The organism is Rothia aeria, assembly GCF_016726365.1.
Classification (GTDB): domain Bacteria; phylum Actinomycetota; class Actinomycetes; order Actinomycetales; family Micrococcaceae; genus Rothia; species Rothia aeria.
The window spans coordinates 2421953-2443747 of record NZ_CP068102.1; the positions used below are offsets into that span (position 1 = coordinate 2421953).

Consider the following 21795-nt stretch of genomic DNA (forward strand, 5'->3'; position numbering starts at 1 on the left):
CTGCTAGTGTTTATTCACCAGAGCAAGGTTACGTTGTGCTTCGGCGTAGGATTGCGGGTCATCTTCTTCGAGAACGCGGTTCCATGCGGTCACTGCCTCATCAAGAGACCCGTTGTTATAGTGGGCGATGCCCATGTTGAGCTGTGCCACAGCATATATGTAAGGGCTGTCGCTGCGCAGAACCCTGTTCCGGGCGGCAAAAGAATCGTCATATAGCTCTTTGTCTTCGTACGCGCTGCCCAGGTTGTTTTGTGCTGCGGCGTACGCTTCGGGGTTGTCCTCCCGGCGCACATTACGCCACACGGCGATCGCCTCATCAAGCTGCCCTAGCGGGGCATAGGTGAGGCCCAGGCTCAGCTGCGCCCGGGCATAAACTGAGGGGTTGTCGTCATGGCGCACCCTTCCCCACGCTGCGATCGCCTCATCTATCCGCCCTTGATTCTTGCACGTAGAACCAATGTTGAACTGTGCCTGGGCGTAGGTTTCTGCGTCTACTTCGCGAAGCACGCCTCCCCAGCTTTGAAGGGCATCATCTGTCTTGCCCATAAGCTTATAGGTGTTGCCAAGGTTGAACTGTGCGTTAGTGTACGCTTCGGGGCTGTTGCTGAGCTGCACATTCCTGAACGCGGTGGCGGCATCATCAAGCCGCCTCATGGTTTGATAGACGGTGCCAAGGTTGTTCTGCGCCCACGCATAGGATTCCGGGTTGTCTTCACGAACAACACGGCTAAACGCGGCAACAGCATCATCAAGCCGCCCCATGTTCTTATAGAGAATACCTATACTGTTCTGCGCCGAAGCGTAGGCTACAGGGTTATCGTGGCGATGGACATTGTTGTAGGCGGTTATCGCTTCACGAAGATTCTCCGCATCCTCGTAGACGTCACCTAGAAAGTACTGCGCCCAAGAGTACGCCCCAGGATTTTCACCTGCTGAAACCGTAGCAAGGATATGAACGGCGTCATTCAGCCTGCCCGCGTCAAGGCACTCTACACCAAGGTCAAGCCGCTCTTGCGCGGTCATCTGGTCCAAGGGCTTATTCGGTTCGGTCATGCCTGTTTCTCCTTGATGCAATAGCTGGAAAAATCCTAGGTCTCACCTAAAACTTCACATTAAAAGGTAGCAGTGATGCCTCAACTTGCACAGAGGCAACACTGCTACCTGCCACACCGAAAGAAAAATAGCAGCAACCCAACCAGAGGGAGCTAGAACAGCTTCTCCCCGTCGGGGGAGACCGCAGACTGCGCGGTCAGTGCCGCATAGTTAGGGCCGACCGTACCAATCGTCTGGGTGAGAGTCACCCCCGAGCCGTCACGTGAACCGTACTCCGTCGGCAAGGAACGCGCCACGCCACCCTGCGTACCAGCCTTCGCCGGGCCAACACCAACCCACGCCAGCGCCAGCTTCGACTCGCCCGTGAGGAACCGGTGCGCCCGCACCCCGCCGGTCGCCCGGCCCTTCTGCGGGTACTCCGCCAGGGGAGTGACCTTCACCGAAGCCAAACCATCCTTACCGTCGGTCACCGTCACCACCTCTGCGGTGGTTCCCGGCGCCGTCACACCCAAAGCAATCACCGCATCCTGCGCGCCCAACTTAATACCGGCGATACCGCCGCCGCCGCGGCCCTGCGGGCGCACCTTCGCCGCGTCGAAGGTCAGCAGCTTCGCATCCTGCGTCACCAGCGTCAGGGCGTTATCGTCCGAGGCGCACGCAGCCGCAGCAACCACCGTGTCCTTCGGTTTCAGCTTAATAACGTCCCACTCCGCCTGATTCAGCGGGTACTCCGGGTTCACACGCTTAATCACGCCGTTCGCCGTCGCCAACGCCAGCACCTCATTCAGCGGCACCAGGCCCACCAGCTTCTCGCCCTTCGCCAGGGACACCACCTCAGAGACCTTCACCCCCGAGTTCAGCACCGGTGCGCCCGCAGACTCCTCAAGCACCACCACATCCATCACCGACAGGCGCACCATCCGCCCCGTCGAGGTCACCGCGCCAATCTCACCGCGCGCCGTCGCCGGAACAACAGAGGTGAACACGTCATGCTTCAGGCGTTTACCCGGGTCAGACAGTGCCTCACGCATCGGCTTACCGGGGGTGCGGCCCACCATGCCCGAAGCTGAAAGCACCACCCAGCACGGCTCATCCGCAATCTCAAGCGCCAGCCCCAGGCTCTTCTTCGCCTTCGACGCCCCCGCCGAGACAGCCTCAATCGCCGACTGCATATCATCCTTCGACTTCAGCACCGTGCGGCGGTCAGTGCCGTACTTCTCGGCCACCTCAGCAAGCTCATCAGAGACCAGCTCACGCAGCGCCATATCCGACCCTAAAATCCGCTCCAGCTCAGCGATCTCCTCAGCCAGCTTATCCCGCTCAGCCTCAAGCTCAATACGGGAGTACTTCGTCAGCTGGCGCAGGCGCAGCTCAAGAATATGGTTCGCCTGAACCTGCGTCAGGTCAAAAACTTTCATGAGCCGCTCACGCGCCTGCGCGGTCTCATCCGAAGAGCGGATAATCTGAATCACCTCGTCAATATCGACGATGGCGATCAGCAGGCCCTCCACCAGGTGCAGCCGGTCACGGCGCTTGCCCAGCCGGAACTCGGTGCGGCGGCGCACCACCGACAACCGGTGATTAATGTACACATGCAGCAAACCAAGCAGCCCAAGGGTCTGCGGCTGGCCATCCACTAGCGCCACATTATTAATGCCGAACGAATCCTCCAGCGGCGTGTGCTTATACAGGGCCGCCAGCACCGCCTGCGGGTTAAACCCGTTCTTCACCTCAATCACCAGGCGCATACCCTGCTGCCGGTCCGTCAAATCGACCACATCAGAGATACCGGTCAGCTTCTTAGAATTAACGCCGTCCTTAATCTTCTCAATAACCTTCTCCGGGCCCACCATGTACGGCAGTTCCGTCACCACAATGCCCTGCTTGCGGGCGCTCACCTGCTCAATCGAGACCTTCGCACGAGTCTTGAACGTGCCGCGCCCACCTTCATAGGCGTCACGGATACCGCCTAAACCAACGATCGTGCCGCCGCTGGGCAGATCCGGCCCCGGGATGAGCTTCATAATGTCTTTCAGCGTGGCATCCGGGTTAGCAATCAGGTGCCGGGTGCCCGCAATCACCTCACGCAGGTTATGCGGCGCCATGTTCGTGGCCATACCCACCGCAATACCCGTCGTACCGTTCACCAGCAGGTTCGGGAAAGCCGCCGGCAGCACGCTCGGCTGCATAAACTGGTTATCGTAGTTCGGCACAAAATCGACCACGTCCTCATCCAGGTCAGCGGTCAGTGCCGTCGCCGACGGGTCCATGCGTACCTCGGTGTAACGGGCCGCCGCCGGGCCGTCATCGAGCGAACCGAAGTTACCGTGCCCGTCCACCAGCGGCAGGCGCATCGCAAAAGGCTGCGCCAACCGCACCATCGCGTCGTAAATCGCGGCGTCACCGTGCGGGTGTAGCTTACCCATCACCTCACCGGTCACGCGGGCGCTCTTCACGTGCCCCTTATCCGGGCGCAGCCCCATCTGCTGCATCATGTACAGGATGCGCCGCTGCACCGGCTTTAAACCGTCCCGCGCATCCGGCAGGGCACGCGAATAGATCACCGAGTACGAGTACTCCAAGAAGCTGGACTCCATCTCGGCAGAAACATCAATATCGACGATGTTCTCAACAATATCTACCGGGTAGTCCTCAACAGCTGACTTGCTACGGCGTGCCATGTGTATCCTCGTAAAGCTCGTAGAAGGCGGGCAAAAGATGGTGCGCAGCAGACGCAACACTCATTCGGAACTCTATTCTACCGTGCACACCCCGCGCGGGCACGGCAGCCGGTCACCGGCGATTCACCGGCACACCCACAGGGTACTGTGCCCCACAAAAACCGGTACCCCGGCCGCGTTAAGTAGCAATGCCCGCCCCAACCCACTACGCTATTACGTAGCGGTGTTCTCACTCGCGACCGGCAGACCCGGCCCGGCTGCCCGGTACCGCAGGGGCACCCGGCAACACTCAACCCATACTAATGAGGTGCACGAATGGCGTATATGGACGAAAGTCCACGCGAAAAACTGGCAGCAGACATTAAACACGCCGGGTTCTACCCGGAGCTGGTGCTTGAAGTGGTCGATGACGCCCTCGCGGGGCTGGAACCAGATGCGCACTTTGTGCAGCACGAAACCCACTTCAGCCGCAACGACCTGCACCGACATATTACCGTCATGGTGCTGTGCGGCTCCCAGTTGGTGCTGGCCCACCTCGACGACTCCCACCTTGAAGAAGACGCCCAAGGAACCGTCGCCCACGTGAGCGTGGAAGCCGTGAAACTCAGCGCCCTGCGGGCCGTAACCATCAGCTACGGGTACGACCAGCCGCAAATCTACCGGCCCGGGATGAGCCCCACAGAAGTCTCATTCCAGGTGGCATGGACCGGTTCGCTGCGCATTGACGCCGCACCCGCCACCTGCCCCGACCCCACCTGCACCGCCGACCACGGGTACACCGGATCCGCCTCTCTAGAGGATATTGCGGTGCGCGTCTCAGCCACCGCAGACGGCCCCGACGCCGTGAAACAGGCCCGGTACTTCGCCCGCGCCCTGCACAGGGCACACATGCACTCAGACACCAAATAGCCCACCCCCAACTCGCCACAGAGCCCCCAAAGCAGGAGAACCTATGAGCGTAAGCGGTACAGCATACAACGACGCGGCTGGCACACCCGTACCGCCGCCGCCAGCCTACGGGAGCAATAGCGTAGCCGACGTATTTGAGTCAGCAGCCTCACTGCTGGCGCAGTCCTCCCTAGAGCATCCGGCGCACCCGCTTGGGAACACCAGCCGCGACCCGCTGGCACTGGCCAAAAGGTTGCGCGAAGCCGGGGCAGACCCGAACGGTTTCCGCAATATTTGCGTGGTCATGGTTGACGGGCTCGGCGAGCAGCTGCTTCAAACCTACGGATCCTACGCCCCCTACCTGAAGAAAACCGTGTCCCTGGGGCCGCTGGACGCTGCTTTCCCCACCACCACCGCTGCATCCCTCACTAGCTTCGGTACCGCCAGCGCACCGGGCGCCCACGGGATCGCCGGGTACGAGGTGCGTAACCCCGCCACCGGCACCACCATGAACCACCTCTCCGGGTGGGATAAAACCGTGGACCCGCACACCTGGCAGCCGCTGCCCACAGTCTTTGAACGCTACAGCACCCAAACACGGGTTGTTACCATCTCACTCGATAAATACCGGGGCAGCGGGCTCACCGAGGCCGGGCTGCGCGGCGGCGAATTCGTGGGTGCCACCGGGTACGATGCGCGCATCACCTACGCCACCGAACTGCTGGCCTCCCGCACCCCCACCCTCGTCTACCTGTACTGGGGTGAGCTTGACCAGGCCGGGCACCGCCACGGGGCTGGCAGCGACACGTGGCTTGAGCAGCTTGAAGAGCTCAACTTGGCGCTGCGTCGGCTGGCTCAGCGGGCACCCGCCTGGGCGGGCATATTCCTCACCGCAGACCACGGCATGGTGAACATCCCCGAGCAGGAACGCATCGACTACTCCCACGACACCGAACTCCTCAACAATGTGGCGCTCACCGCCGGGGAGCCGCGCGCGGTACAGCTGTACCTGCACGATACGAGCGAGGCCGCCCGCACCGAAACCGCGCGCCGCTGGGCAACAGCCTGGGGTGAGCGGGCGTGGGTGCTGGACTCACGCGACCTCTACACACGCGGCTACATGGGCCCCACCGTGAGCGAGGCCGCCCGCGAGCGCATCGGCGATATCCTAGTCTGCGCCCGCGACAATATAGCCCTCTACGATATGCGGCACTATAAGGAACAGTCACTGAAAATGGTGGGGCAGCACGGTTCGCTCACTGATGCTGAGCGGCGCATCCCGCTGCTGTACCTGCCCACCGCATAACCCCACGCACACAGCTGCACACATGATGGGTGTGCCGGTGTGTAGCGTGTTGTGTGGTTCACTCAAGAAAATGAGCACCCGGGGCTTCTCCCGTTGGTGCTCTATTTTCTTATTTCTTAACCGCTATGTGGCCCTGTAATGGCTTGTTCCGTCCAAAATCCTTCGCCCCGTGGGCTGGGGATGGCCGGGGCGGGCAGTATGGTGGGCTACTTGCGCCCGCCAAAAATAATTTCGTCCCAGGCGGGTACGCTCATCCGCTGCTTATTACGGCCTGATGATTTCGGCTTCTCGTGCCGTTTCGTCTCGGCGGGTTCGGGCTTGGACTCGGTGGAGGTGCCCTCGGTGGGGACCGTGGCGGTATCCGCCCGGGTGGTTTCGGCCTGTGCGGGACGCTGCTGCGCCTGGGTCGAGAAGGACTCCCTCTCAGCCCCGGCCGGTGCTGCGGGCCGGGATGACCGGCTCAGCCCGTGCTCGGCACGCTCACGCACGCCCGTACCCTCCGTGGCACCTGCGTTCTCGGTGCTGCCTGCGCTTTCACGGCGGGGTGCGCCGAAGGTGCCTCCGATGCTGGGCCTGCGGTTTTCCTGGCCACCGAACCGGCGTTCTTCGCGCGGCTCGGGGGTAGTCCCTGCGGTGCCCCGCTCGGGGGAGGAGGTCTCCCGCCCGGCGCGGCGGCCATAGAACGATCCGTCACCTGCCGAGAAACTAGCCACATCCCGGTCATCAACCGGCTCCTGCGGGCTTTCATCCGCAGAATCCTGGGGTGAAGAAACCCCCCGGTGTGCAGCACCCTGCGAGGCTGCGCCCTGTGCGCGCACCTGTTCACGGTGCCGCGAAGAGTCGGTAGTGTTATTGGCGGAGTCGGAGTCCTCAGTCACGGTCACAGTAGAAGGCTGGGCCACCACCCGCAGCTGCTGGGTGGTCGGGCCGGGACGTGACACGCTGCGGGCGCGCTCCAGAAGCTCGTTGAGTTTACGCTCATCCGGGCTGGTGCCCTTGATCGTGGAGGAGCTCACGCGGGAGGCATCAACTGGGGCGACACCGGTAGCCACCGCAACCGGCACATCCGCCACAGAAGAGGCCCCCGAACCGGTGCTGGACGGTGCTTTAGGCTGCGAACTCGGCTGAGGTTCTTCCTCTTGTTTCTTCGTGTCATACACTTCGTCCTCGGCGTTGCCCATTAAGAAATAGGCGGCCTCATTTGAGGCGTACAGGCTCTGATTAGCCGGGTTGTACACCCACCGCGCCGGGAACATAACCCGCGCGGGAAGCTCTTCGCGGTCCCGGGGTGTTAACGCAAAATCAACTTCAATGCTCCACTGCCCGTTATCCTTCTGCCGGGTAGACCAGTCCTGCGCGGCCTCCGCGAAGCCGTGCGCGGCCGTCACATCCGCGATACGCGAGGCAAGAGTCACGGGAATCTGCGCCAAACCTGAAGCTGAGCTGCGGCGCCCAACCTTCACGCCCTGCGCTGCGCGGATAATATGCGCCCGCTCGGCCACAATCGGCCACTCGTAGCGGCGCACCCGCTCCGGCTCCCAACCGGACTCCTCCGCGATCTCTTCAACACTGGCGCCCTGACGGAACCTCGTCTGAATATCACGAGGCCCAAAGCTGCCCTTCGTCCCCAGGCCCCGCGCCGGCTGAATACGGCGAGCCTTCGTGATGCTTGTGCGCAGGTTCATATCGATGGGCAGCGCAAACCGGGTGCCGTCGGCAGATTCAAGCACCAGGTTCTCGCCATCATCGTGGACACCCACTAGGCGCAATTCAAGCATGGAAACCTCCTGTATGCGGCTCAGATGCACCCCGCACCCGCGCCGTAAGAACGCAAACTATCTACCAGATTACCTTGCCAACCCTAAAACATGTAGTATATCCCACCGAAACCCACAAAAAAATAGGCCCAAATACCCCCGAAATACAGCCTTTGCACACAAAAAATGACGCGCAGAGAGTAATTTCCGGGGCCTCAATTAGACAAACCGGGGGTACATGGTGAAAAATACCTGGCATGTTGTGGAATAAACAACCCACAACGAAGTTAAGACACTCAAAGACCACACGTGGGCGCACACACCCTGCCCCACCAATCAAGACGGAGCGTGAAAGTTTGGCAACTGATTACGATGCACCTCGCAAGCAGGACGACGAGCAAAACGAGGAGTCCTATGAGGAGCTGAACGCCCGCCGCTCGGAGATGCAATCCGGTGCGGTCGATGAGGACGAAAACACCGCTGCCGAAAGCTTCGAGCTGCCCGGTGCGGACCTCTCTAATGAGGAACTGAACGTTGTTGTCCTACCCGCACAGGACGACGAGTTCACCTGCGCATCCTGCTTTTTGGTGCGCCACCGCTCTCAGATTGCACGAGAAGAGGACGGGCTGGTGTACTGCGTGGAGTGCGAAGGCTAAAACACCAACCACACTACGCGACAAGGGCAGGACTCCACACGGGAACCTGCCCTTATCCATACCCAATACCGCCCGTCCGTACCAGCGGAACAGCCCTAATCCTCAGCTGTATCAAGCAGCTGCACCAGCTTCTCCGGGTGCCGTGAAGAAGCCAGCCAGTACGGTGTAGGATCCGCCGGGTCAGTAATCTGCAGCCGAACCTTAGGGGTAACCCACGGGCGGAAACACATGTAGGCGCGCCCGTCCAGCTCCGGCCCAGCGGCGCGGCGTGCATCATCACCCCGAAACGCCTGCACCCGGCCAATATACTCCCGCTCAATGCGGGCACGGCCAACCCGCACCCACTCGGCGGAAACCTCAATCACCGGTGATGAGGCATACAGCAGCCAACCCAACACAGCAGATACCACAGCCCCCGCAATCACGCCCACAGGGATACTGATCGGCGCCCCCACCAGGTAGGATGCGCCCCCGGTCACGAGCACCAGAAGCCACGTGCCCACCCCCGGAGCTAGACGCTCACGGTACAGCGGTTTGGACGATGCGGCGGGTGAAGAAGTCACAGAACATCCCTTCAAGAAGCCGGTTGGGCGCGAAGGGGAACAGTGTGTGCGTGCCGCAACCAGTTACAATAGGCGAACGAGTTACCACACTCATTGTAACGAACCCCATCGTGACCCTTACCCGGAGGCCTTCAACCGCCGCTTTAGAGGCGGGCAGCAGCCGGGTTCCCACATGATTTTTTGCCTCCGCTTGGGTAGAGTGAAGAGCATGATTAACCCCATTAACGTTCAGATCAAAATGCTCGACCCCGAGTTGCCCGCCCCCGCCTACACCAAACCGGGCGATGCGGGCGCCGATCTGCGCTCGCGCGTAGACTTCACCCTGAACCCCGGTGAGAGAGCCCTCGTGCCCACCGGCCTCGCCCTCGCCCTGCCTGAGGGGTACGTGGGTTTGGTGCATCCGCGCTCCGGGCTGGCCGTTAAACACGGCATCACCATTGTGAACGCCCCCGGTACGGTGGATTCCGGGTACCGCGGCGAGATTATGGTGACCCTGCTCAATACCGACCCTACTAAGCCTTTCCAGATTAAACGCGGCGACCGTATTGCCCAGCTGGTTATTCAGCGCTACGAGCAGGCGAACTTCGTGGTTGTTGCAGAACTGGATGAGACCGAACGCGGCGTCAGCGGGTTTGGATCCAGCGGACTGAAGTAGCGCACGGCACGCGCGTGCGGCGCGCTTGAACGCCGTAACAGGCACTCTACGCGTAAGATATTGAGTAGTACGTATACAGTGAGGGATAACTAAGTGTTTGGTTTCAGCAAGAAAAAACGTGCCGAAGAAGAATACGACGTCGAAGAGTATGACGAGTACGATGACTACGACGAGTATGACGAGTACGACGACTACGATGACTATGACGAGGCTGAGGACACCGAAGGTATCGACGAAGACGAGTACGATACGGAAGAGGAAGATAAGGCCGATCCCGTCCCCGCATACGTTGAGGACGAATCCCTGAAAGTCATCGTCTATGACCGTACCGAGGGCCCGCTCGATATGGACGAGGTGGAAGACACCGAAGACTACGCTAACCTTGGCTCCGTGTACATTAAGCTGCTTGATGGGATGCGCCTGCGCCTAGAGGTGGAAGAGGCAAGCGGTGTTGTGATTGCCGCGACCTGTATCCGTAAGGGTGCCACCATTCAGATTCAGGCGTTTGCGGCGCCCCGGTCGAGCGGTATCTGGGACGATATTCGTGAAGAGCTGGCCGAATCCGTGGCTTCGCAGGGCGGTACCGTCGAGATGTATGAGGGCGTGTTTGGTGTGGAGATGCTCACCCGCCTGCCCGCCGTAACCGAAGACGGCAAACGTGGTGAGCGTGTGGCCAGGTTCGTGGGCGTGGACGGTCCCCGCTGGTTCTTGCGCGGTGTGATCTCCGGTGAGGCTGTGCTCGATAATGAGGAAGCCGCCGAGGCTATTGATGAGGTGTTCCGCTCCGTGATCGTTGATCGCGGCGATGAGCCCCGCCCGCCGCGTGAGCTGCTGCCGCTGGTGGTGCCCGCGCAGGATATTGCCACCGCCGATGACGAGGACGAACCAGAAGAGCAGGACGATAAGAGCAAGCTGCGTCCGCTTCCACGCCGTGGCCCTGAGATCACTGAAATCGGCTAATGGTTCGGGTGCTTTCTGACCGCTCGGGGTCTCAGCCTCCGGTTGGGTACCCCGAGCGTTTTCGCGTGCGTTTAGCGGGCAGGATCGACCAGGTGTGGATTCCGCCGCTGGATGCCAAACCCGTGTATCGGGCTGAGCTGGTGGTCGCTAAATCACGGCTGCTGCAGCGGGTGAGCCCTCTGGCTGTTCTGGGGATTCCGCTGGTTGTTGAACCACCCGGTGAGGACATTGACGACTCCTCAAACACGCCCGCCTCAAAAGCGGTCAGCGGCCCACTGGGTGCCAAAGCGCCCACCGAGACATCGGAATTGGCGGCGTTTGCGCGCACCCCGCCGTTTGAGCCGGGCAGCCGGGTGAGCCTCATCTGGCACGGGCAGCGCTCAGTGCCGGGGGTGCTGGCCGGTTCACTATTGCGCTGCTCGGGGATGCTCAGCCAGTACCCGGGGGACCCGCGTATCTATAACCCGCGCTATGAGATCGTGCCGCAACTACTGCTGACGGAAAGGACAAAAAATGCCCGCTACGGAACGTGAACCGGGCCCGCACAACACCTCCGCCGGGCGTGAGAGGACGGGTTCTACGGGGGAATCTGTGGGGAGCTCGTTCAGTGCGAGCATAGGCGGTAAACTGCGCCGTACCGCCAACGGTGATGTGGATGTGCTGCACGCGCTGGGTGGCTGGCGCGGGGTGGTGGAGTCGTTACTTCCGGCGACTCTGTTTCTGGTTGTTTTTGTGGTGACGAAACAGCTCACCTATGCCCTCATCGCCTCCCTGGTGACCTCCGGGGTGTTTACGGTGGCCCGTTTGGTGCAGCGTTCTAAGCTGGTTCCGGCGCTTTCGGGCGTGGTGGGTGTGGCTGTTTGTGCCTGGTCGGCCCATTCCACTGGGGACGCTAATGCTTTTTATGTTCCCGGGTTCTTCGTAAGTGGCGGGTATCTGCTTGCTTCGCTCATTTCAATTGCGCTGCGGTGGCCGTTGTTTGGGCTGCTGTTCGGGTTTATCCGGGACGAGGGTGTGCGCTGGCGTGAGAAGCCAGCACGCTTGAAGTCGTATATTCTTGCAACGTGGATTTTTGTTGCGCTGCTGGGGTTACGCTTAGTGGTGCAATTGCCGCTATACTTTGCGGGTGCGACCGAGGCGCTGGGGGTTACTCGTCTGGTGATGGGTGTTCCGCTGTACGCGCTGACTTTGTGGGTGGCGTGGCGTGTGTCTGCCCCTGAGGAAAACCGCGCCGTTCAAGACTCATAACCTTATAAAAACCGATAATAGAGAATCGTGTGCGGCCCGGCTCGTGCCGGACGATACCAGTGGTGCGGTACCGTCCGGTAGGGGATGGGTCGTATGCGGCGAGAAACCCAACCATGAGAAAAAATATTCGTTACTATGTATATGCTGTTGTGGCTTTAGCCCTTCTGGGCATGTGCTTTTTACTGCCTGGCTCGTCCGTTTTTCACCAGGGTGCGTGGCTGACGGTTATTCTTGGGCTGCTGGCGCCTGTCGTAAACCGCCTGTGGGCGTTTAAAGCTGTGCGGCGCGTATACTGGCACCCGCTCAACAGAGCGGCGCGTACAGTGCTGGTAGCAGTCTACGGGCTACTGGTGTTAGAACTATTCCGCCCCTGGGAAGCGCCGGATGGGTTCGCTACCACCGCCGTGCGGCTGGGCGCCCCGCTCGTGTATGTATTCCTCATCGCTCCCATTGTTACGTTCCTGCCGTACTACCCGGTGCGGTACTGGGTGCTGGGGCAGCTGCGAACCCCCACCGTTGCACCGCATTCCCGTGACTTCTTCGGGGTAAGCCCCCGCACCGCGGTCGCGTACCTGGACGCCCCGCTGCACAAACTCAACGCTGAGCAGGGGCGTGAGAGGGCGTACTCGTATGTGTGGTGCGCAGACCGGGCGATGCGTACCGTGCAGAACCGGCTCACAGTCGAAGCGGTAAGGGAACCCATCACGGAGGAGACCACCGAACGGGTGGAGCGTCTGCAGCAGCTGGTGGAGCGCGCCTACCAGCGGTGCGACAGCATGGACAGGCACGAGCCCGGGTCACAGGCGTACCTGCAAGAGCGCGCCCAGGCAATGGCAAACTCATATGTTGTGCTCACCAGCGTAGGTTCTCCCGCATGGGGGATGGGGCAGTGGCACAACCCGCTTGTGGACGCGGCACGCGGGACGGTACTGCACCCGCACGTGCAGGCGTTACACAACAGTCTTGAGCAGGCGCAGGCGCAGGCGCGTGAAACCGTGCGGGCGTTAAACCCGGTGCTTCTGCACGCCCGCCGGGAAGGCAATAAGCAGCTGGTGGGTGCGCTTGCCGGTTTTACCCGCACCCTGGAGGCGCTGCTGACAGACGGGCTCAATAATACGGGGCATATGCTGTCGCTGTGCCCAAACACCCGCCCGGTTATTGCGCAGCCGGCGCTGAAACAAATGTATGAGCTGTACCCGCAGGCGTTGGAGCGGCTGGTAGCGGCCACGAACCTGACCCGGGTGCTGAGCAAATTCCACCGCGAGTACGAGGCTTCCCTTGAGGTGGTGGCTTATGTGAAAGCGGCACTGGCTATTGTGCCGCACCTGCACGACTACGTTGAGACAACCGGAAACCGGTTTTACGCCAAATACGCGCGTCACCGCGAAGAGGCACTGAACTCTGTGCTTGAGGCACGCTCCGAAACCGGGCACGATGCACTGTTTTTGGCGAACCTGCACGAGTGGGTGAACACGACAGGAATCACCGCCCCGGATAACCTCAGCCGCCGCACGGAGAACAATATCCGCCGGTTAAGCGCGCAGATCGCTGCCACCCGCACCCGTCGTGCGCTGGCAGAATCGGTAGTGTACGCCGCTGGCGGCCTCACCGAGCTGCAGAATATTGACACCGCCCGGCTTGCGCACCTTTTCAGTGTGGTCAATGACGAGCCTGCGGACGCGGACGAACCAACCGGGGTGCCTCCGCGGGTGCTCGCCGAAGCGAAAGCACTCAGCGAGAAAATACGGTCAGCCTGCCTGAAGCAGTTCCCCGAGCTTGCCGAAGGCAATCGTGCCACGGCGGAGCCCTCAATGAGCGCCTTCTACGCGGCCGCCCTCGCCGGGTCGGCCTACGCATTCGACGGGGTGCACGCGGTACGGGAACAGCTGCTGGAAAATATGCGTGCCGACCGTGCAGAGTCGAGCGAGCTTCCCGCCGTCTGCTGGTACTGGCCGCATAACACCCGCGCGGGTGACGCCTACGGGGCGGATATCGACTGGGACGTTAGCGGAGACTTCGGCGGCTGGGAGAACTGCGATATGGGTGGCTCCGACTTCTCAGGATGCGACAGCAGCGGCGGGGGAGATTTCGGCGGTTCAGACGGTGGAGGCGGCGGCGGGGGAGACTAAACGCCCCTTCGAGTATTTCCGTGCCGCAGTATCGGCACCGGATTCGCGGGCCGTACCTCTTGCCACGCTAACGGCGGGATGCTCCCCAGAAGGATGGGGCGCATCCCGCCGTTTCTTGTCTCACCGGGGGTAGTCGGCACGGTACCCGACCCGGTTATCCACTAGGCGAAAAGCGCGCGGATCTGGTCTTCACCAGCGATAGTGGTAATGAAAAACAGCTCGTCTGAGCCCTCAAGAACAACATCAGCCGACGGGGCGATCGGCGCACCGTCCCGCAAGATAGCGGTGAGTACCGTATCCGTAGGCCACTGCACATGATCCACCCGGTACCCGATCACCGGGTGATCCTCCGGCACCGTGTACTCCACCAGGGTGGCCCCGCCAGCCTGCAGGGTCAGCAGGCGCACCACATCGCCCACTTCAACAGCCTCCTCCACAAGGGCGGTCATCAGGCGCGGGGTGGAGACCGCCACATCCACACCCCACGACTCGTCAAAAAGCCACTCATTGCGGGGGTTATTCACGCGCGCCACGGTGCGCGGCACCCCGTACTCGCTGCGGCACAGGAGTGAAACCATCAGGTTTGCCTTGTCGTCACCGGTGGCGGCCACCACCACTTCGCTCTCTTCGGGTACGGCCAGCTTCAGCACCGACAGCTCACAGGCATCCCCAATAAACCACTGCACTTGCGGCAAGTTGGCGCGTTTTTTCGTCTCAGGCTTTGAATCGATAATGGTGATTTCGTGGCCGCTGGCGTGCAGCTCCCGGGCGATAGAGGCGCCCACCGAGCCTGCCCCAACAATTAGTACTTTCACGTGGTGTCCCTTATCCGGCTAGTTGGTGTGCGGGTTATCGCTTTTCACGGCGGCTGGCTCGGCGGCGAAAGCCCCAGCCCATGCGTCCCGCGGGTCGTGGCGTTCACCCTCAGTATCCTTAGGCGCCTGGGAGAGGATACGGGCGATCTCGGTCGCCTCATCGGTGCGCACCATGGCGTGCACAGTATCACCCTGCTGGTAGCTCGTATCGGGCCGGGGGAGCATCCCCTCGCCGAACCGGGTGATGTAGGCGATGCGCGCACCCGTAGCAGCCTCAATATCGACCAGTGCGTGCCCGGCCCACTCCTCATGAAGCGGCAATTCGGTGAGAATCAGACGCCCAGATGCCTCCCGGTAGTCACCCCGGATCGCCTGCTCGGGCAGGATACGGCGCAGCACCTGGTCGGTTGACCAGCGCACCGCCGCAACAGTGGGGATGCCCATGCGCTGAAAGAACTCCGCCCGGTTCGGGTCGTACACGCGGGCAACCACGTTCTTCACCTTGAACGTCTCACGCGCCACACGGGCGGCAATCACATTGGAATTATCCCCTGAGGATACGGCGGCAAAGGCGTAGGCGCCCTCTATCCCGGCGCGTTCCAGCGTCTCTTTATCAAAACCCACGCCGGTGACGAGCTTACCGCCAAAGTTCTTCCGCAGCGGCTGGAATGCGCGGATATCCTGGTCAATCACGGCCACGGTGTGCCCGGACGCTTCGAGGGTTCGGGCGAGCATGACGCCAACTCGCCCGGCGCCCATAATCACAAAGTGCGGCATAGTTCTCCTAGGGTTGAGCCGGTTACTGTGCGCGGCGGGGAATGATGTGACCCCCTCAAACCGTCAGGCTCGCTCATAGTTAAGAGTGTACAGCTCCCCGCGGGGGCGGCGCCTGACCCCCTGCCCTATGACGGGACCGCAGCCGGGAAAACAAGGGGCACCGCATAAATTGAGCTTTAGAGGCGGGCGGGATAGCCTTAAACCGTGAACAATCGTTGGGGTAGGATGCGTCGCGCGCTCACCGGTGGGCCGGTGGATTCTCGGCAGTTGGCGGCCACGTCGCTACCGAAGCGCTACGCCCTGCCCTTGCTGGGTTCTGACGGGATTTCGTCGGTGGCCTACGCCGCCGATGAGGTGATTCTTATCCTTGCCGTGGCCGGGGCCGGTGCACTCACCTACTCGCCGTGGGTGGGGTTCGCCATCGCCGTGGTGGGGCTCGTGATCGTGGGAACCTACCGGTATAACATCCGGCAGGTCGCAGCTGAGGGCGATTTCGCCCTGGTACGCCGCAAACTGGGCCGCCGCCCGGCCGTGGTGCTGGGCGCCTCCGTGCTGCTGGACTATGTGCTCACGGTAGCGGTGTCAATGTCTTCGGCGGCAACGTTTATTACCGCGCTTTTCCCGCAGCTGCAGGGCTTCCGGGCTGGTATTGCAGTCACCCTGATTGTGGTTCTGAGCGTGGTGTGCCTGCGCGGGGTGCAGCTGATGGGCCGGTTAGCCCACTGGCCGCTCTACATTTTTCTGGCCCTTTTAGGGATCACCCTGGTGTACGGGCTGCTGCAGGCATTCACCGGAACCTTAGCACGCGCCGAATCCGCCGGGTACACGCTCACCCCCGAAACCCCGCACGCAAGCCTTGACGGGGTGTTCCTGGTGCTGCTGCTCTCCCGGTCCTTCTCGGCCGGGGCGGTGGCACTTTCGGGGGTTTCAACTATCTCCAACTCGGTGCGGTTCTTCAAAGCACCCAAGCAACGCAATGCGGCACTGACACTCATGCTGATGATCGTCATCACCGGGGTTCTGCTGGTGAGCATCCTCTATTTGGCGCGGCAGAGTGGGGTGCAGCTGGTGCAAAACCCCAACCGGTACTTGAGCGCAGACCCGAGCAGCCCCAACCAGCCAATACACCAGAAACCGGCCCTGTACCAGGTGGCGTTCGCCGTATACGGGAACGACCTCATCCCCACACTGCTGGCCTTAGCAACAGTGTCCGTGCTGGTGATCGCCTCACTGACTGCGTTTATCGGGTTCCCCATTGGGGCCTCAGCAATCGCCGACCGGCACTATCTGCCGCACCGGCTTCGGAGCGTGGACTCCACCGGGCTGTACAGTAACGGCGTGATCCTGCTCGGGGTGATCTCGGTACTTTTCACGGTGCTGTTCGCAGCCGATGTGTTCGCCCTCATCCAGCTGTACGTGGTGGGCATGTGCACCTCAATGCTGCTCACCCAGGTGGCGGTGGTACGGTTCCGTCTGCGTAAACTACGCATTACCCTAAAACCGTCGGCGCGGCGCAAACTCGCCCGCGACATCACTGTCAGCGCAGTCGGGGTGGTGGTCACCGCCCTGGTGCTGGTAACCGTGGTGGGCACCAAATTCTTGGCTGGGGCCTGGCTGTCGCTCACATTCATTCTGCTTCTGTCCGAGGTGATGCTCATGACCCGCAGGCACTACGCCCGCGTGGATAAACTAACCGAAATACCGCTGGATCAGGAGGCGGCCGCCGACGCCGCAGCCCTACCCTCACGCGTGCACGCCGTGGTCTATATTGAGCGGGTACGCCAGCCCGCCCTCAGGGCGTTAGCCTACGCCCGGGCCGCGCGCCCCTCCACCATAGAGGCGCTGACCGTCAATAACGACCGTCAGCTGCTGGCCACCGTGAAAGAACGCTGGGATATGCTGCACATCCCGGTGCAGCTATCGGTGATCGACTCACCGTACCGGGACACGGTGTCCTCGGTGCTGGACTATGTGCGGCGGAAACGCAAAAAATCCCCGCGCGACGTGGTGGTGGTGTACCTGCCCGAGTTCGTGGTGGCGCACTGGTGGCAAGAGATACTGCACCGCCGCACCGTGCGCAGGCTCAAAAAAGCGCTGCTGCACGAACCGGGAGTGGCAACCGCCACCGTACCGTGGGCTCTCCACGCCGCCGAGACCCAGCCGGGGGAAATGAACGCACCCGCACAGCCTCCCAGCAGCGAAGAACCACCCACCCACCGGGTGCACCGTCCCGCCCTGTACCGGGGAAAAACAGGCGCTACCTAAGCGTGGGATTGGCGATAAAAATATTGAATTTTTACCCCGTCTGTGGGAGGGTTGAACGGTTAGTGCCCCGCGCCGGGTGTAAAATACTTCACAATTACTACAGTATGTTAGGAGACGATGCGTGCGTCAGCTCGACAGCACCTCGACGCGTGTGCCCACAAACACCGCACCTAGCCGCGGCACCGAGCCGGTAAGCGGTTATGCCATCGGAGACTTGGTGCGCCTCACCTGTGAATCACCCGCACACGGCGGCGCCTTCGTGGCCCGCAGCGAAAAAGGCGTAGTGTTCGTGCGGCACGCCCTCACGGGAGAGACCGTGCAGGCCCGCATCACCGACATCGGCCCTAAAAACCGCTACTATTTCGCGGACGCCGTGGCAATAGACACCCCATCACCAGCGCGACGAGAACACCCCTGGGTGCAGGGCAACTCCCTGCTCACCGATGAAGAACGGGCCGCTGCAACCGGTGTGAAAGAGCTGCTGGGCGGCATGGAATACGGCCATATTGACCCCGCCACACAGCGCGCATACAAAACAGATACGCTACGCACCCAGCTGATCCGCTTGGGCGGCATATCGCCCGACTCGCCTCTCATTACCAGTCTGACCGTCGAGCCAATGCCCACCAAAGACCTCACCGAAGGGGACCTGTCGTGGCGCTCGCGGGTGCGGTACACCGTGGTGAAAACCCCCTCCGGCTGGCGTATCGGCATGTACCCGCACCAGAGTTCACGGGCCGTACCCGTGATCGACTTCCCGTTAGCGGCGCGCGAGCTGCGGCAGCTGAACCTGCACGAACTAGATTTACACGGTATCCGGCAGGTAGATGCGGCGCTTTCTTCGCGGGGCCGTATCCTCATTCAGCTCACCGTAGACCCGCGTTTTACGGCCAGCGAGGTGTCCCAGCCCATTTACCGGCAGGCTGAGAAGCTGTGGGGGGACTTGGCGAAACGCAAAATTTCGTTATTTTTCACACCCGAGAACCGGTCAAACGCTAAACCGGAGTACGGGGTGCGCCCCAGCCTGCGCAGCCCCTACCGCAGGGTACGTCAGGGGGATGTGCTTCTGGGCGGCGGCCTGAAATCCGTGACCGAGGACGTTACTTTCGGCGCCCGCCGGTTCAGTTACCAGGTCTCTGCTGGCGGGTTCTGGCAGGTGCACCGCTGCGCCCCGTCAGCACTGGTGGGAACTATGCTGACGATGCTGCGGCCGGCTGAAGGCGAATGCACTCTTGATTTGTACGCTGGCGCGGGCCTGTTTACTGCCGCTCTTGCCGATGCGGTGGGCGAGCGCGGCACCGTGGTCAGTGTTGAGGGCTCACCGGTGACGCACCGGGATGCGCGCGCCAATTTCGCCCCCGACGGCGCGGCCCGCAGCGAATCGGCCAAAGGCACCCGTATTGAGGTGATCCACGGGGATGTGGCGCGCACCCTCCTGGATCTGAAAACGGCTCTTGAACTGGACGAGCTGCCCCATATTGACGCCGTGGTACTTGACCCTTCCCGTGAAGGCGCGGGCAAGAAAACTTTGGAACGGCTGAATAAGCTGTCACCGGGGCGTATCCTCTACGTGGCGTGCGACCCTGCGGCGCTGGGGCGGGACACCGCGATCCTGCGTGAACTCGGCTGGGATTTGGTGCAGGTACGCGGCTACGACATGTACCCCAACACCCACCATGTGGAGGCGGCGGCCCTGTTCTACCGGGCTCCGGCACGTATTAAACCGCGCCGCATCCGCTAATGCGAGATTCGGTAACCGGTGGGGTGCACCGGGCGCGTAGAGTCGAGGTTTGAGGTCCGCACCGGGTAGAATCGAAGAGACCGGTACCCGAGTTTTTCGCCTAAGGAAGCCGGAAACGTACCGGATGGAGAGAACTGCAACAGTCGCAGTAGTCAAAAGGAGTGTGTATGCCCGAAAAGACTGTACCGGGTGAGAACGCCAAGCCCGAGATGCTACACGGCATTCACGACCCCAAAGATCTGCGACCCCTCACCTATGAGCAGCTACGTGAGCTGGCGGGGGAGATCCGGGAGTTCCTGGTGAACCATGTGGCGGTCACCGGCGGCCATTTGGGGCCGAACCTGGGCGTGGTTGAGCTGACCTTAGGCATTCACCGCGTGTTTGATTCGCCGCACGATAATATCCTGTTCGACACCGGGCACCAGTCGTATGTGCATAAGCTGGTGACCGGGCGGCATAACTTTGAGAGCCTGCGGCAGAAAGGCGGGCTTTCAGGGTACCCGGACCGCGGCGAGTCGGTGCATGACATTATCGAGTCGTCGCACGCCTCTTCATCCATCTCATGGGCTGACGGTATTTCGCGTGCGCATAAGTTGAACGGGCAGAACGACCGGTACACGGTGGTGCTTATTGGTGACGGCGCACTCACCGGCGGTATGGCTTGGGAGGCTGTGAATAATATCGCCGCCGACCGCACCCGCAAAGTTGTGATTGTGGTGAACGATAATGGCCGCTCTTACGCCCCAACTATTGGCGGGTTCGCCAACCAGCTTTCAGCACTGAAATATAACGTGCAGCAGCAGGTGGATAAGATGCGCCTGGACCGCCGGTACGACAGGGCTCTGAACGCTATGCGTGAGAAGCTGCAGCGCGGCGGCTCGTTCGGGCAGATGATTTACCGGGGCCTGCACGGCATGAAGGCCGGTATTAAAGATGTGGTGGTCCCCGGCGGTATCTTCGAAGATTTGGGCATGAAATATGTGGGCCCTATCGACGGGCACGACCAGGAAGCGGTTGAGACCGCCCTGAGCGCTGCGAAGAACTACGGTGGGCCCGTGATTGTGCACGCCATCACCGAGAAAGGGCACGGCTACGCCCCGGCGCGCGCAAACGAAGACGACCAGTTCCATGCCGTGGGCCCCATTGACCCGCTCACCGGCAAAGAAGTCTCAAAGAGCACCAAAGAGTCGTGGACCAGCGTCTTCGGACGCGAAATTAAACAGATCGCCGATGAGCGTGAAGATATTGTGGGTATTACCGGGGCGATGCTCATCCCCGTGGGGCTGCGCGAGTTCGCCCAGGCACATCCCGAGCGCGTGATCGATGTGGGTATTGCCGAGCAGCACGCGGTGGCCATGAGCGCGGGGCTCGCCTACGGGGGGATGCACCCGGTGGTGGCGCTTTACGCGACGTTCCTGAACCGTGGCTTCGACCAGCTGCTCATGGACGTTGCCCTGCACAAGGCCGGGGTGACACTGGTGCTTGACCGCTCGGGTATTACCGGCCCGGACGGGGCAAGCCACCACGGCATGTGGGACCTGGCGCTCCTGCAGTTCATCCCCGGGCTGTACATGGCGGCACCGCGTGATGCCGCGACCCTGCGCGAGGCCCTGCGTGAGGCGGTCGCCATTGACGATGCCCCCACCGTAATCCGCTACCCCAAAGGCTCCGTGGGGGAGGACATCCCCGCCCTGGAACGCCGTGAAGACGGCGTGGACGTGCTGGTGCGCACCGGTGCGGCACACCCGCAGACCGGTCAGCGTGACGTGCTGTTCGTGGCAGTGGGCGCCATGGTGCGCGTGGCCCTTGAAGTATCCCAGATTCTTGAGACGCACCGGGTGCATTCTACCGTGGTGGATCCGCGCTGGGTGATGCCCGTACCGGCCTCCGTGGTGGAGCTGACCCGAGACCACCGCATCGTGGTCACCATTGAGGACGGGGTACGTTCCGGCGGGGTAGGTGCCCGCATCCGCCAAGAAATGCGCGCCGCCGGGGTAGACACGGCCCTGAGCGAGCTGGGGCTGCCGGCAGAGTTCATCCCGCACGCCTCCCGCGAAGAAATCCTTGAGGAGACCGGCCTGAGCGCCGAAACCATCGCAGCCGATGTGCTCGCCCAACTGGCTGGTGATAAGGTGCCGTTCGCTCGTGAAGAAGGCCAGAAGCCGCGGCACACCCACTAACGGCAGAAGCAGTTGAAACAGGGTGTAAGCACGCTGCGCCTTTCAGGGCTGTGCTTGGTTGCTGCGGAGTCATCCAGAGCATAGTTACAACGGAATGACGGCGCAGCATAGGTCTTGAAAC

Annotated in this window: 17 protein-coding genes; 11 read left to right on the top strand and 6 right to left on the bottom strand. The window is 61.7% G+C overall.

What is annotated here, in order from left to right:
* Window positions 1-3: 3 nt before the first annotated feature.
* Both I6I94_RS10655 and I6I94_RS10660 read right to left on the bottom strand, forming a co-directional pair.
* On the bottom strand, window positions 4-1053 hold the full coding sequence (locus tag I6I94_RS10655) for a tetratricopeptide repeat protein (protein WP_037235079.1): 1050 nt from the start codon (window positions 1051-1053) through the stop codon (window positions 4-6).
* A 152-nt stretch (window positions 1054-1205) separates the two neighbouring features.
* Window positions 1206-3734: a DNA gyrase/topoisomerase IV subunit A gene (locus I6I94_RS10660; RefSeq protein WP_201620685.1), complete on the bottom strand. Its 2529-nt coding sequence runs from the start codon at window positions 3732-3734 to the stop codon at window positions 1206-1208.
* A 315-nt stretch (window positions 3735-4049) separates the two neighbouring features.
* Between I6I94_RS10660 and I6I94_RS10665 the strand changes: the two genes are divergently transcribed.
* Window positions 4050-4643 (top strand): DUF5998 family protein, encoded by a 594-nt coding sequence (locus tag I6I94_RS10665; protein WP_006887552.1) that lies wholly within the window; start codon window positions 4050-4052, stop codon window positions 4641-4643.
* Between the two features lie 43 nt (window positions 4644-4686).
* The gene (locus tag I6I94_RS10670; protein ID WP_128087914.1) at window positions 4687-5928 is read left to right on the top strand and encodes an alkaline phosphatase family protein; all 1242 of its coding nucleotides are present in this window, start codon (window positions 4687-4689) and stop codon (window positions 5926-5928) included.
* Between the two features lie 206 nt (window positions 5929-6134).
* Here I6I94_RS10670 and sepH read toward each other — a convergent pair whose 3' ends face one another.
* Window positions 6135-7706 (bottom strand): septation protein SepH, encoded by a 1572-nt coding sequence (gene sepH, locus I6I94_RS11485; protein ID WP_236588869.1) that lies wholly within the window; start codon window positions 7704-7706, stop codon window positions 6135-6137.
* 335 nt (window positions 7707-8041) lie between these two features.
* Between sepH and I6I94_RS10680 the strand changes: the two genes are divergently transcribed.
* Complete coding sequence (locus tag I6I94_RS10680; protein ID WP_006887546.1) at window positions 8042-8341, top strand: DUF4193 domain-containing protein; 300 nt, start codon at window positions 8042-8044, stop codon at window positions 8339-8341.
* A 95-nt stretch (window positions 8342-8436) separates the two neighbouring features.
* On the opposite strand, the gene I6I94_RS10685 is transcribed toward I6I94_RS10680, so the two are convergent.
* Window positions 8437-8904: a DUF3093 domain-containing protein gene (locus I6I94_RS10685; protein WP_201620686.1), complete on the bottom strand. Its 468-nt coding sequence runs from the start codon at window positions 8902-8904 to the stop codon at window positions 8437-8439.
* Window positions 8905-9112: 208 nt separating this feature from the next.
* On the opposite strand from I6I94_RS10685, the gene dut reads away from it, so the two are divergent.
* From dut to I6I94_RS10710, 5 genes are all read left to right on the top strand, one after another.
* Window positions 9113-9559, top strand: a complete 447-nt coding sequence (gene dut, locus I6I94_RS10690; protein WP_006887550.1) for a dUTP diphosphatase — start codon at window positions 9113-9115, stop codon at window positions 9557-9559.
* 93 nt (window positions 9560-9652) lie between these two features.
* The gene (locus I6I94_RS10695; protein ID WP_037235092.1) at window positions 9653-10519 is read left to right on the top strand and encodes a DUF3710 domain-containing protein; all 867 of its coding nucleotides are present in this window, start codon (window positions 9653-9655) and stop codon (window positions 10517-10519) included.
* Window positions 10519-11052, top strand: coding sequence for an OB-fold nucleic acid binding domain-containing protein (locus tag I6I94_RS10700; RefSeq protein WP_201620687.1), 534 nt, complete (start codon window positions 10519-10521; stop codon window positions 11050-11052). Before I6I94_RS10695 ends, I6I94_RS10700 begins: the two co-directional genes overlap by 1 nt.
* Window positions 11033-11767, top strand: coding sequence for a DUF3159 domain-containing protein (locus I6I94_RS10705; protein WP_006887561.1), 735 nt, complete (start codon window positions 11033-11035; stop codon window positions 11765-11767). Before I6I94_RS10700 ends, I6I94_RS10705 begins: the two co-directional genes overlap by 20 nt.
* 113 nt (window positions 11768-11880) lie before the next feature.
* Window positions 11881-13896, top strand: coding sequence for a hypothetical protein (locus I6I94_RS10710; RefSeq protein ID WP_201620688.1), 2016 nt, complete (start codon window positions 11881-11883; stop codon window positions 13894-13896).
* A 161-nt stretch (window positions 13897-14057) separates the two neighbouring features.
* Here the strand turns inward: I6I94_RS10710 and I6I94_RS10715 are convergent, their stop codons facing one another.
* Together I6I94_RS10715 and I6I94_RS10720 are read right to left on the bottom strand one after the other, a co-directional pair.
* Window positions 14058-14711, bottom strand: coding sequence for a potassium channel family protein (locus I6I94_RS10715; protein ID WP_006887553.1), 654 nt, complete (start codon window positions 14709-14711; stop codon window positions 14058-14060).
* A gap of 18 nt (window positions 14712-14729) precedes the next feature.
* Window positions 14730-15488, bottom strand: coding sequence for a potassium channel family protein (locus I6I94_RS10720; RefSeq protein ID WP_037288156.1), 759 nt, complete (start codon window positions 15486-15488; stop codon window positions 14730-14732).
* A gap of 204 nt (window positions 15489-15692) precedes the next feature.
* Between I6I94_RS10720 and I6I94_RS10725 the strand changes: the two genes are divergently transcribed.
* The 3 genes from I6I94_RS10725 (at window position 15693) to dxs (ending at window position 21674) form a co-directional block, all read left to right on the top strand.
* Window positions 15693-17753 (top strand): APC family permease, encoded by a 2061-nt coding sequence (locus tag I6I94_RS10725; RefSeq protein WP_236588870.1) that lies wholly within the window; start codon window positions 15693-15695, stop codon window positions 17751-17753.
* Window positions 17754-17874: 121 nt separating this feature from the next.
* A complete protein-coding gene (locus I6I94_RS10730) occupies window positions 17875-19494 on the top strand; it encodes a class I SAM-dependent RNA methyltransferase (protein ID WP_201620689.1) in 1620 nt (539 codons plus the stop codon).
* A gap of 167 nt (window positions 19495-19661) precedes the next feature.
* Window positions 19662-21674 carry a 1-deoxy-D-xylulose-5-phosphate synthase gene (gene dxs, locus I6I94_RS10735; RefSeq protein ID WP_023133969.1) on the top strand — a complete coding sequence of 671 codons (2013 nt, stop codon included), beginning with the start codon at window positions 19662-19664 and terminating at the stop codon, window positions 21672-21674.
* Window positions 21675-21795: the final 121 nt, after the last annotated feature.